The 13,485-nt window shown below is 46.1% G+C and carries 6 protein-coding genes and 1 pseudogene; all 7 read left to right on the plus strand.

Features of this window, described 5'->3' with window-relative positions; translation table 11 throughout:
* Positions 1–7: 7 nt before the first annotated feature.
* The 7 genes and pseudogenes from ACI3EW_RS00575 to ACI3EW_RS00605 all read left to right on the plus strand — a co-directional run bounded on the left by ACI3EW_RS00575 (position 8) and on the right by ACI3EW_RS00605 (position 13,424).
* The gene (locus tag ACI3EW_RS00575; RefSeq protein ID WP_463668444.1) at positions 8–6,400 is read left to right on the plus strand and encodes an LPD25 domain-containing protein; all 6,393 of its coding nucleotides are present in this window, start codon (positions 8–10) and stop codon (positions 6,398–6,400) included.
* Positions 6,401–7,143: 743 nt separating this feature from the next.
* Positions 7,144–8,985 carry a group II intron reverse transcriptase/maturase gene (ltrA, locus tag ACI3EW_RS00580; protein WP_405580528.1) on the plus strand — a complete coding sequence of 614 codons (1,842 nt, stop codon included), beginning with the start codon at positions 7,144–7,146 and terminating at the stop codon, positions 8,983–8,985.
* A 159-nt stretch (positions 8,986–9,144) separates the two neighbouring features.
* Positions 9,145–11,037 (plus strand): annotated as a pseudogene (locus tag ACI3EW_RS00585) (helicase-related protein); the annotation flags it as partial.
* 79 nt (positions 11,038–11,116) lie between these two features.
* Complete coding sequence (locus ACI3EW_RS00590) at positions 11,117–11,446, plus strand: DUF6664 family protein (RefSeq protein ID WP_405580525.1); 330 nt, start codon at positions 11,117–11,119, stop codon at positions 11,444–11,446.
* Between the two features lie 315 nt (positions 11,447–11,761).
* Positions 11,762–11,959 (plus strand): hypothetical protein, encoded by a 198-nt coding sequence (locus ACI3EW_RS00595; RefSeq protein ID WP_405580522.1) that lies wholly within the window; start codon positions 11,762–11,764, stop codon positions 11,957–11,959.
* 125 nt (positions 11,960–12,084) lie between these two features.
* On the plus strand, positions 12,085–12,432 hold the full coding sequence (locus ACI3EW_RS00600; protein ID WP_405580519.1) for a DUF3848 domain-containing protein: 348 nt from the start codon (positions 12,085–12,087) through the stop codon (positions 12,430–12,432).
* A gap of 8 nt (positions 12,433–12,440) precedes the next feature.
* Entirely contained in the window at positions 12,441–13,424 is a 984-nt protein-coding gene (locus ACI3EW_RS00605; protein WP_405580666.1) for a DUF3991 domain-containing protein, read from the plus strand.
* The last annotated feature ends 61 nt before the right edge of the window (positions 13,425–13,485 follow it).

Genomic DNA, 13,485 nt, shown 5'->3' on the forward strand with positions numbered 1-13,485 from the left:
CAGGAAAATGGCTGCGAAGTATCAGCTAATCACAGAGCTGTATCAGCGGACAGGCAGGGCGGTCACGAAAAACCCGCAGGCGTGGCAGGGCTTTTTAGCCTCTGCCTGCCGAAATTATAAATGCCGCTTTGACGAACAGATTTTGATTTACGCCCAACGACCCGATGCGGTTGCCGTGGCAAGGCTTGAAACTTGGAATAAGCGGTTTAAGCGTTGGGTCAATAAAGACAGCAAGGGGATTGCCGTCTTTGATATGAAAGGGCGCAGGAACACACTCAAATATTACTTTGATGTGTCGGATACCCACGAAGGCTACTATGGCAGCCAACCCGTTCCGATATGGCAGATGAGCGAGCGATACGAGCAGGCAGTTACGGAACGGCTTTTGGACAGGTTTGGCGAGGTGGGAAATGGCGGGCTTGCCGATGTGCTTATGGAAACGGCAAAAAACGCTGTGGAGGATAATTTGCAGGACTATACCACACAGCTTAAAGATTGTATCAAGGACAGTTTCTTAGAGGAACTGGATGACTTGAATATCGAAGTCATGTATAAGCGGCTTGCCGTAAACAGCGTAGCCTTCATGCTGATGAGCCGATGTGGGATAGAAGCACAAGCCCATTTTGAGCGTGAGGACTTTGCGGATATTATCAATTTTAATACGCCGCAGACCTTGAACGCTATCGGTATTGCCACAAGCGATATTGCGGAGATGGCGTTAAGGGAAATCTCTTTTTCCATACGAAATGTGCAAATGGCGGAAAAAGCACAAAAACGCACCTTTGCACAGCAACCTGCAAACCGCTATGATGTAGGCAGAGAACAACCCGAAAGGAGCGAAGATAATGAGCGAAATCACTTACACGAAACAGGGAGATTATCTTATTCCCGACCTCACATTACCGACGGAGCCAGATATTCCGCTTGGCAGATACGCTATGATGCACAGGGATTATCTGGAACAGTACAAGAGAGTGACCTATCTCAACCTGCTGACAACAGGCAGGCTGAACGAACATCTGCACCAGACAGAGCAGGCGGCGTTACAGAGGTTAGAGCTTCTGACGAAGCAGCTTTTAAGGGAACAGGGCGTGACGGAGGAGCTGAAAGAGAAGGCTCCGATGCAGTGGGTAGGTCTGATGAACAATATCCGCAGCCAAGCGGAGGAAGTCATCCTGAGCGAACTGATTTACAACTGACATCCAAAGAATCCGAGCCACAGCCTGCTGAAGAAAAAAGCAGCGTTGCCACCGAGGAAGAAGTTACAGCCAATCTTCCTACCGTAGAGGAACAGATAGAAATGATAGCAGAAGCAGAGGACGAAAAATCCTCTGCTTTTTCCGTTTCTCAGGAAGATATTGACGCTGTTCTTGTGGAAGGGAGAAGCTTTCAGGGCGGCAAGTACCGCATTTATCGTCAGTTTCAGAAACGGGAGGATAAAAAAAGCAATATCCAATTTTTGAAAGAAGAATACGGCACAGGGAGCAGCACATTTTATTTTCCAGATGGGAATAAAGGGCATTGGTGGCATGACACAAAGGGGATTTCCATAGATAAGCAGGGGATTTCACTGGAGCATGACCTCGTACTCAAATGGTCGCAGGTGGAAAAACGGCTGCGTGAGCTTATCAGGGACAACCGTTATCTAAATACCAAAGAGAAAGACCATTATGCTGATTTTTTGGAAAGCATCAAAGCTCCGCAGTATGAAATCGACACCCAGAGAAAGTTGGAAAGGCAGAGATTTATTGAAAGCAAACGGGAGCTGCCGCCTGCCGACAAACGGGATACCCTCTCTTTGCGGCTCTCCGACTTTCTCCACGACTTGGATGGCTATGAGAAAGGCTTGCTTTCAGAGGTTGGGCGTACTGATTTTGCGGATATGACCGCCGTGGAGATGGAAGCAGAACTTGCCAATCCTGCCGCTGTGCAGCAGCTTGCCGATTTTTTGAAATCCGTGCAGGCTAAAACCGCTGACACTTACAGCCGCAGCAATGCTTATCGCTTTTCTCAGGAACTGATGGAACTGCACCCGATACATTACCTTTTTCACGAGGAGGATGTGGTGTATATCGGGGCGGATAAATACGAAATTGCCGCTTTTAATGAAAATGCGGTATCCCTGCGGAATGTGGAGTTCCCATTGTTTGGTAAAGAGTTCAGCCGAGCCGACTTTGAAGAAAAGCTGAAAGAAAATCCTGCCAACGACCATTTAAAGGTTATCATTACCGAGAGCCAGAAAACAGAAATACCGTCCGAAAAGCAGGAGGATAGTATCTCACTTTCCATTGGCTTTTCTGAACATCCTGCCTTTTATGACAGGGAAATGAATGACCGCTATACCGATTTGAGCTTTGCTTTGGGAAACAGGCTGCTTGGCGTTCTGGACGAAAAGCAGCATCGGGAACGGGAGAACGAGGACAATCATGTCGGGTGGTATCATAAGACTGATTTTCAGATTTCCGCTGTTATCGGTGGCGAAGATTTCCACTATGAAGGAAGGTTTGACATTGGCGATGGCGAGGGCAACCTTATCTCCCATATCAAAAACTTTTACGAATACTCTCTGTCCCCGAACTGCCCGTTTATTCCCGAATGGAAGAAACAGGGCGAGGATTACTATCGTGAGAAGATAGAAAGCCTGAAAAGAGGGCGGGATGTGTTTATCCCCTATCTGGAACAGCACACCGAGCTGACGAAAGAGGATGAAACGCTCCTTGCCGAGATTATGGCAACGGCGGACGAGTGGTTTAAAGTACCCGAAGAAAAAGAACCATACGAAGATAAGCCACGCTTTACCGTGGAGCAGACTTCCGATGCTTTTGACGAGCCGTTTATCATTCGTGATAACAATTTTGTTTCCGATACACAGGGCGGCAGGTATTACGCTATTGACGGTATCTATCAGACTTTTAACAGCGAGAAAGAAGCACAGGAAGTTGCTGACAGGCTCAATGAAGATACCCCGATTATCCGTAACGAGCAGGCGGCAAATTCTGTTATAGGTGGCATTGTTCCAATGGATGACGGCGATTACCGTGTGATTGAGGTTGTCGGCACAGGCATTGACGATGAAGTACACCTTGAAAGTATAACCGACCCAACAAAGCACACCGTTGATACCTTTGGATATGCCGATTATATGGTAAGCGGATATGATGTGAACGGCAAGGAAATCACGATTGATAACCGCCGCTATCTCATTGAAAGTGTTAATAAAATCAGCGGCGATGTTTCTATGCGTGACATCACATTCCAGAACAATGCAGGCTTCCCAATTAACCGTGTGGAGAAAATCGGCTATGTCCGCAGGCTTTTGGAGCAGGCAGAAAAACAACCCGAAACGGATATGTTGGCAACCACAGAAACCGTAGCGGAATATCCTGCCGTGGAAAACGGTCTGCCGTATGACATTACCATTCAGAAGATACAGTTTGATGAGCCAGAGAAAAAGCGGATAGACGAAGCCCCTGCCGTTATCGCTGAACGCAATAACTACCGCATTACCAAAGATACGCTTGGCATTGGCGGGGCAAAAGAAAAGTTTAGGGCAAATATGGCGGCGGTCAACCTTTTGCACGACCTTGAAATTGAAAACCGTCTTGCCACACCTGAAGAACAGGAAATCCTTGCAGGGTATGTCGGCTGGGGCGGTCTGTCTATGGCGTTTGACGAGAACAATGCGGCATGGGCAAATGAATTTAGGGAGCTGTATGCCACCCTCTCCCCAGAGGAATACCGTGCGGCAATGGAATCCACGCTGACCGCCTTTTATACGCCGCCCGTTGTCATCAAGGCAATGTATGAAGCCCTTGACCGTCTGGGATTTACGCAGGGCAATCTTTTGGAGCCGTCCTGCGGCACAGGCAACTTTTTCGGGCTTCTCCCCGACAGCATGGCAGGCTCAAAGCTCTACGGTGTGGAGATTGACCCGTTGACGGGAGAGATAGCGAAGCAGCTCTACCAAAAAGCCAATATCGCTGTGGAGGGCTTTGAGGACACGAAGCTGCCAGATAATCACTTTGATGTGGTACTTGGCAATGTACCGTTTGGCGAGTTTAAGGTGGAGGATAGCCGCTACAACGCCCAGAAATTCCTTATCCATGATTACTTTTTCGCAAAGGCTCTGGATAAGGTACGCACGGGCGGCATTGTGATGTTTGTCACTTCCAAAGGAACAATGGATAAGGCAAATCCAGAGGTCAGGAAGTATATCGCCCAGAGAGCCGAGCTTTTGGGAGCTGTCCGCCTGCCAGATAATACGTTCCGAGCCAACGCAGGTACAGAGGTCACGAGCGATATTCTCATTTTGCAGAAGCGTGACCGATTGATTGATACAGAACCAGATTGGGTACACCTTGATACCGACGAGAACGGTGTTACGATGAACCGCTATTTTGTGCAGCATCCAGAAATGATTATGGGCGATATGGTAATGGAAAGCACACGTTTCGGCAAGATGGATGCTGCCTGTAAAGCGAAAAAGGATATTCCTCTTGCCGAGCTGCTGAAGGTCGCCATGCAGCGGATAAACGGCGGGATACCAGAACATGAAACCGAGATAGACGAAATCTCTGATGAACAGGAAGCCTCTATTCCTGCCGACCCCAATGTACGGAATTTTTCTTATGCTCTGGTAGATGGTCAGATTTATTTTCGGGAGAATGACCGTATGACCCCTGCCACGCTGTCCATGACAGCGAAAAACCGTGTGAAAGGGCTACTTGAAATCAGGGATTGTGTGCGGAGGCTGATAGACTACCAGACGAATGATTGCCCAGATGAATTGATAAGTACAGAGCAGGAAAACCTTAACCGTTTGTACGATGCGTTTACAAAGGAATATGGTCTTATCAACAACCGAGGGAATTATCTTGCTTTTGCGTCGGATGAGAGTTACTTCCTCTTATGCTCTTTAGAGGTGCTTGACGATGAGGGGAACTTTAAACGCAAGGCGGATATGTTCTACAAACGGACAATAAAGCCCAATCGGGAAGTGACTTCTGTTGAAACAGCGAGCGAAGCCCTTGCCTTATCTATCGGAGAAAAAGCCCGTGTGGATTTACCGTATATGGCGCAGCTTACGGGCAAGCCGCAGGAGGAAATCGCAGAGGAGCTAAGGGGCGTCATCTTCCGTGTGCCAAACTCAGAGCCTGCAAGGTATGTGACGGCAGATGAATATCTGTCGGGAGATGTGCGGGAAAAGCTGAAAATCGCAGAGATAGCGGCAAAGTCTGACCCTGCCCTCTCCTTAAATGTAGATGCCTTAAAGCAGGTCATCCCAAAGGATTTGAGTGCGGCGGAAATCTCTGTCCGTTTAGGAACGACATGGATACCAGAAACCGATATACAGCAGTTTGTCATGGAGCTTCTAACGCCGTCGAGCTATGCCGCAGGCAGGATAAAGGTACGATATACCCCATACAACGGGGACTGGTTTATTGAGAATAAGACCTCTGATTTTGGGAATGTCAAGGCGGAAAGCACCTACGGCACAAAGAGGGCAAGCGCCTATCGGATTATAGAGGATACGCTGAATCTCAAAGATACCCGTGTATTCGATTATCTTTATGATGAGAATGGCAATAAGAAAGCGGTACTGAACCAGAAAGAAACAATGGCGGCACAGGCAAAGCAGGAGGTTATCAAGCAGGCGTTTCAGGATTGGATATGGAAAGACCCAGAACGCAGAAACCGCCTTGTGCGGCATTATAATGATACCTTTAACAGCAAACGCCCCCGTGAGTATGACGGACGGCATATCACGTTTGGCGGAATTTCCCCAGAGATTACGTTAAGACCCCATCAGGTCAATGCCATTGCCCATATCCTCTATGGCGGCAACACGCTCCTTGCCCATAAGGTAGGGGCGGGCAAGACCTTTGAAATGGTCGCAGCCGCACAGGAGAGCAAGCGGTTAGGCTTATGCCAGAAATCTATGTTTGTTGTGCCAAATCATCTGGTCGGGCAGTGGGCGTCCGAGTATCTGCGGCTTTATCCGAGTGCCAATATCCTCGTAACCACCAAGCAGGATTTTGAAACCGCCAACCGCAAAAAGTTCTGCGGCAGGATTGCCACAGGCGATTATGATGCGGTCATCATCGGTCATTCTCAGTTTGAGAAAATCCAGATGAGCGTGGAACGCCAGAGGGAGCAGCTTCAAAGGCAGCTTGACGATATAGAGAGGGGAATAGAAGAAGTACAGAAATCCCGCGGCGAGCAGTTTACAGTCAAGCAGCTTATGAAAACGAGGAAAGGGATTGAAGCCAAGTTAAAAAAGCTCAATGATACGAAAAGAAAGGATACGGTCATAGACTTTGAACAGTTAGGCGTGGACAGGCTTTTTATTGATGAGAGCCATTTTTACAAGAATTGTGCGAAACGTTGTCGCATAAGGTAAGTCTGATGAACTTACCGAAACCGACCGACAGAAATCACTTAGAAATAAGAATGAACTGTTAGAACTTAAATCTCGAAATCAAGGGAGAATTACCCTTGCCACACGGAAACAACACTGATGATAGCATATCAAAGCAGTAGGTGGTGTGCGAGATAATACTTCACTATGCGAGGTGGCTGTATCCACCCACGTATAAAGCGTGAAGAAGTCGTAACTTGAAGTCCTAAGTCCTTATGGATATGGAATATATAGTGCGGTCTTCCGAAGACTATGGTTACACGCAGAAGAAGCTATGCAGCATCGTAAGAGTAGTAGGCGTCCGAAAGGACGAAAGATTAGGGAAGAATGTATTGCTGGTTTTTCAATACATTCCTGTATGAATGAAATATCATACAGAGTACACAACAACTATGTTTCAAAGTGTATTTGTCCCTACGGTGTAAGGTAGCAGCCTAAGGTCTTCAAGTAGTTAAATCTACAAAAGGATAGAGATTTAGGAACGTTTGAGAGCTTGTGTGGGAGCTATACAGAGTGATGAAAACACAAGAAGTCAGCAGTCCCATAGTAGTCTGAGATTGGGAAAGCCAATCACAAGAGCTGAAATGCTCATGGCAAAGGGGACTAGTCAAACTAATTTACAAATTTCACAAAGCAAGAAAAGAACAACTCCCTGAAATATGGGTGACGAACTGCGAGGTGATAGCCTTGTGCATTTGAACGTCAGATTTTCAACAGAAGCGGAAATGAAGCAGACCTTAGATTTTCTCTATGAGAAATCAAAAGAGGGAATCAGCTTTACAGGTCTTGTTGAAGCAATGGTTAATGAAGTCACCATTGTTACCGCAATCCATAACATCAAGTCGAACAAAGGCAGTAAGACATCTGGCGTTGACCAAGTGAAAATGGACAAATATCTGCAAATGCCAAGAGAAGAATTGATTGCACTGATAAGAAACAGTTTCAGTAACTACAGACCAAAGCCCGCAAGACGGGTATATATCCCGAAAAAGAATGGAAAACAACGCCCACTGGGTATACCAACAGTATTGGACAGAATCATACAGGAATGTGTGAGAATTGTCATAGAGCCGATATGTGAAGCGAGGTTTTATCCGCATAGTTATGGTTTCCGTCCTTACAGGGCGCAGAAACACGCAATACGTGACATTGTAAACGTGATAAATTCAGCGACACATTCTCCAGACCAACCAGTATGGGCGGTTGAGGTTGACATCAAAGGCTGCTTTGACAATATCGACCACAGAATCCTGCTAAAGAAGATATGGCGCATTGGAATCCATGACAAGAGGGTAATCAAGATGATACAGCAAATGTTAAAGGCGGGGTATATTGAAAGCGGAATGATGAATGATACAAAGCTCGGCACTATGCAGGGTGGAATTTTATCGCCGCTGCTGTCAAACGTGTATCTGAACGATTTTGACTGGTTTGTAGGAAGAATGTATATGGAGCCGCACAGACAATGCAAGCATAAGAGGAATGATACACGACGGCTGAAATGGTCTGGCGTTACACCAAAGTACAACTTCCGTTTTGCTGATGATTGGGTAATCCTGACATCAACAGAACAAGAAGCATACAGGTTAAAACGTATGCTGACTAAATATTTCAAGAGCAAAATGAAACTGGAACTGTCACAGGAGAAGACTTTCGTAACAGACTTACGGACAGAGGGGATACATTTCCTCGGTTTTGTAGTCAAAGCGGAGAAAAAGAGGAAGACTCCAGACCAAAAGACATGGACAGAGAATCTGGTAGGAAAGCCTCTGCCAGATATGGAACGGTTAAAAGAGAAGATTCAGAAGATTGCCGAAGAAGTCCGTGTGATAGGGGAAATCACAGAAAGGAGCGTGCAGGCGGCACAGATACAACGTGTCAATTCCATGATAGTAGGATTGGCGCAATATTTACAGCCCTCGATTTGTTCCCATGCATTCCACGCTATTGACAGGAGAATTAACAATACTGCTTTGGCAGCGTGGAAAAGGAGATTTCCAAAACATTACAACAAGTATCAGATACCACTGGAAAAACTCTGCAATCTTCCACACAGGCATGAGGGATATAAAAGCAAAACATTTGCGGTTCCGATTGAGGGAGAATGGTTTGGAATCACTATGGCGTTTATCACGCACAGCAAATATGAAACCAGACCGTTCGACCAACGCATGACACCCTATACAGAGGAAGGCAGGCGGATTTTCAGCTACTACCGTAGTAAAAGCAAGCCGCTTCCATGCGACAGACCGTCCGTTAATACCGCAAGGGACATACAGTTATCAGTCTATGCAAAAACGGTATTCAACTTTGAATATTTTATGAACAGGGAATATGCGTATAACAGGGACAAAGGCAAATGTAAGTGCTGTAAGAAACCGCTGTTTTTAGATGACAGAAAATTTTGTTATCACATCAAAGGGGAACTTCCGCTTGAAAAAGTAAATAAAGTGCAGAATCTCATATGGTTATGCAATGACTGTTACCGAATGGTCAACAATGGACCGATACCGCCAGATATAGACAAAAAGGCATTAAAGAAGATTCAAAAGTATAAACAAAAGTGAAATTTGTAAGTACGATATGTATCGTGAGAGCATAAAGTGTTGAAACCCGATGGAGGGTAGTAAGTTAGTTTGATGGAACGCCGAGTGCGATGAAAGTTGCACGCTCGGTGTGAAGCGGGGGAAAAGGCGGAGATGACTTCAAAACCTTACCTATCGCTATTGTACCTTTACACAAAGATGCGGAACGTCGGAGGTATCGCCCAGACCGAAGCCCAGAAATCTAGCGACCTGTTTATGAAATGCCGCTATCTGGACGAAATCACGGGCAGCCGCGGCACGATTTTTGCAACGGGGACGCCTATCTCAAACTCTATGGTTGAGATGTACTCCGTCCAGAGATATTTGCAGTACGATACTTTGGCACAGAACGGCTTGCAGCACTTTGACAGTTGGGCATCTACCTTTGGAGAAACCGTTACAGCCTTAGAATTAGCTCCAGAGGGTACAAACTACCGAGCTAAAACAAGGTTTGCCAAGTTCCATAACCTGCCAGAGCTGATGCAGATGTTCCGTGAGGTGGCGGATATTCAGACCGCCGATATGCTAAAGCTCCCTGTTCCGAAGGTCAATTACCACAACATCAAAACCAAGCCGAGCGAAATCCAGAGCGAAATGGTGGCTTCCCTTGCGAAACGGGCAGAGAAAATCCGTGCAAGGCTCGTCGAGCCGCAGGTTGACAATATGCTGAAAGTAACCAATGATGGGAGGAAACTGGCACTCGACCAGAGGATGATAGACCCGATGCTGCCAGACGACCCCGACAGTAAGGTCAACGCCTGCGTAGGCAATGTATACCGTATCTGGGAGGAATACACGGACACAAAGGCGGCACAGCTTGTTTTCTGCGACCTTTCCACTCCGAAAAATGACGGTACTTTCAATGTTTATGATGACATCCGAGAAAAGCTCATTGCCCGTGGCGTTCCTGCCGAGCAGATACGTTTTATCCACGAAGCCGCTACCGACGCCAAGAAAAAAGAACTTTTCGCAAAGGTACGAAGCGGAGAGGTGCGTGTCCTTTTAGGCTCTACACAGAAAATGGGTGCAGGCACGAATGTGCAGGACAGGCTTATCGCTATCCATAACCTCGATTGTCCGTGGCGACCCTCTGACCTTGAACAGCGTCAGGGGCGTATTGAACGGCAGGGCAATCTGTTCCCAGAAGTAGAGGTGTACCGCTATGTGACGGAGCAGACCTTTGACGCATACCTCTACCAGTTGGTGGAGAGCAAGCAGAAATTTATCAGTCAGATAATGACGAGTAAAAGCCCCGTGCGTTCCGCCGAGGATGTGGACGAGGTAGCTCTTTCCTTTGCGGAGGTCAAGATGCTTGCCACGGGGGACGAGCGTTTCAAGGAAAAAATGGATTTGGATATGCAGGTGGCGAAACTGAAGGTATTGAAGCAGAGCTATCTGTCCGAGCATTACGACCTTGAGGATAGGATACTGAAATATTTTCCTCAGACCATAAAAGAGTACGAGGAACGTATCGCAGGCTATGAAAACGACGCCGCCCTTGCCGAACAGCATAAGCCGCAGGGCGAAGAAAAGTTCTGCTCTATGACCATAAAGGGTGTGACTTATAAGGAAAAATCGGACGCAGGCGAGATGCTCTTAGCAGTCTGCAAGGAAAATCCCCTTGCAAATCCCGTGGAAATCGGTAGTTACCGAGGGTTTAAAATGGAAGTCTATTATGATACGCTGAATACGCATTATTGCTTAAATTTGTGTGGAACAGCAAAGCATAAGGTAGAGTTAGGCTCTGACGCTCTGGGAAACCTGACCCGAATTGAAAACGAGCTTGCAAAGCTCCCTGCCAGACTGGAAGCGGCAAAGACCAAAAAGGTGGAAACGGAGGAACAGCTTTCCAATGCAAAGAATGAAATGCAGAAGCCTTTTGCCTATGAAGATGAGCTGAAAGAGAAAACGGAACGGCTGAACGCCCTTAATATCGAACTGAATTTAGACGAAAAGGACACTTCCATTCTGGATACAGAGCCAGAGCAGGACGGGGAACAGCCCGAAAGAAAATCCGCAGACAGGGAAAGATAATCTCCTTTGCACGTTTGTATTGCCAAAAAGCAGGCGGTATAATAGGTATAGACTTTCAGGAATGTCGGAGGTGATAGCGGTGTCTGATACGTTTAGATTTGAAACCTTTGTAGATGTCCACAGCAATATCTTCAGTGAATATTTAAGCTCTGTCGTCGCAAAGCTAAGTAAGGGAAATGAGAAATATCAAGCGTTGCGGGATGAGATAGAGAGCTTGTACGATAAGTATCCTGCCGTCTTAGGCGTGTGTGACAGCGAACAGGCGGCGGAGCTGACAAAAGAAGAATGTGCGGCGCTTATTCATGTGATGGAGCTGAAAAGTCAGCTTGTGGATATGGAATTGCAGTCGGTCTACCTGCGTGGATGCTATGACGGTGTAGGGTATCTGAAAAAGGCGGGGATTTTATAACGGTCTGACCGAAGAAAAGACGGCGTTGGCGTGAGTGCTGATGCCGCCTTTTTACATAGCCAGAATGAAAAAATGGCAAGTTGAAAAGAGTATCATTACAGGATACAATAAAATATGGATTTGAAGGTTGTGTCAGCACTGCTGTCACAACTTGATAGAAAGAAGGTGTTTTATCAAATTTAAAAAGGTGTTAATCAAGAGGGAGAAGTAAAATCGTATCTTTGTAAAAGCGAAATGCGAATGATATAATTTAAAAAGATAGTGTAAGTAGAGTGTTATAGAGAGATTGAATTTTAAAGAAATGGAGGATTGGGTATGAAAAAATATATATTGGTTGAATTTCCAGACGGGTTTATGCCGCCAGAAAAATTTGATGGAGTAGAAGATACAGCTTCTACTGGTATTTGCGAAAAATGCCCTTTTTATACACATGATTGCTACGAGCCGATAGAAGATTGCTGCTTGTCAGATGAGAACAATCTTCAATGTCCAATACGAGAATATTTTATATAGTTGTATCAAAGATAGAGAAAGGTTTATGGTTTCATTGCTTTTAAATAGTTGTATTTTTACATAGCCGAGAGGTTTTCTATTATGGAAAATTTTTCGGCTTAATTTATTTTCAAGGAGGTGCAAAATTGAACTATCAGGAGTATAAGCAGTCACTTAACCAAAGGCTGACCGATAAGGTGCAGAGGGAACTTTCTGCTTTTCGGGAGGAAATATTGGGCAAGCCGCCGCAGGAGATTTATGATGCAGCATATCAAATTGTTTTAAAAAGTGATATTGTCGAGTGTTTTTCTAATGCGGATTATTCCCCACAGGAGGCAAAAGCCCTGATGAAGTCGCCTAATCTGTTGCAGGAAGTCTATGAGGAATGGCTTGAAACGGACTATTCCCACATGGAAGATTTACGCCAGACCATAACGGATTTTAAGGACTATATGGTCAAGACGGAAAAGATTATATCAGGAAAGGAGCGATGAGCTATTCGATGAGAAGTAACCGACCTTATGTGGAGCTTGACCCTGCGGTTATCGAGCAGGCACGGCAGATGGATTTGCTTTCTTATCTGCAACGGTATGAGCCGAGCAATCTAAAGCGTGTGGCAGGCAACGTGTACTGTACCAGAGAGCATGACAGCCTGAAGATTTCCAATGGTAAATGGTACTGGTGGTCAAGAGGTTTTGGCGGCGTATCCGCCCTTGATTATCTTATTAAAGTCAGGGAGTATAGTTTCGTAGAAGCCGTTGAAGCTCTCACTGGTATCACAGCGGATTGGAAACCACCGTCTCTTGCGGTAAAAAAAGACGAGCCAAAGGTGCTGCTTCTGCCAGAGAAAAATCCAAGCGCAGACCGTGTGACGGATTACCTGTTCGGGCGTGGTATTGATTATTCGCTGATACAGGAATGTATTGCCGAGGGCATTATTTATGAAGGTAAGAAGTACCACAATGCTGTCTTTGTGGGAAAGGACGCAGGCGGAATGCCAAAGTATGCGGCGCTTCGCAGTACCCTCGGCAGTTCCTTTAAGGGCGACGCATCAGGCAGCGACAAGCGGTATTCGTTCCGACTTTTGGCAAGAGAGCCTTGCGTATCGGTGCATTTATTTGAAGCTGCCATTGATTTATTGTCCTATGCCACCTATCTCAAGTGTGAGGGAAAGGATTATCGGAAAGAAAACCTGCTCTCCCTTTCGGGTGTCTATCAGCCTAAAAAGGAGATAAAGGACAGTAAAATCCCCATTGCCCTTTCCACTTATCTGCGGGAAAACCCGCAAATCAAGACCGTTATCCTGCACTTGGATAATGACAAGACAGGCAGGCTTTGTACTGCCGCTTTAACTGAATTATTGAAAGATGACTACAAAATCGTTGACGCTCCGCCGCCTATCGGCAAGGATGTCAACGATTTTTTAATGTCTTATCTGGGGCTTGCAAAGCAGAAACCTACCCGTGAAAGGAGTGATGTCCGTTGACCAAGTAGCAGATTTTTAAGAAAAAGACAGTCAATCCACCCTAAATTTTAGAATGAAAGCG

Source organism: Pilosibacter rotomagensis (genome assembly GCF_045062245.2).
In the GTDB taxonomy this organism is placed as follows: domain Bacteria; phylum Bacillota; class Clostridia; order Lachnospirales; family Lachnospiraceae; genus Pilosibacter.

Coding starts and splice junctions, on each gene's coding strand:
- ACI3EW_RS00575 (WP_463668444.1), top strand. CDS start 8: ATGGCTGCGAAGTATCAGCTAATCACAGAGCTGTATCAGCGGACAGGC.
- ltrA (WP_405580528.1), top strand. CDS start 7,144: ATGAAGCAGACCTTAGATTTTCTCTATGAGAAATCAAAAGAGGGAATC.
- ACI3EW_RS00595 (WP_405580522.1), top strand. CDS start 11,762: ATGAAAAAATATATATTGGTTGAATTTCCAGACGGGTTTATGCCGCCA.
- ACI3EW_RS00605 (WP_405580666.1), top strand. CDS start 12,441: ATGAGAAGTAACCGACCTTATGTGGAGCTTGACCCTGCGGTTATCGAG.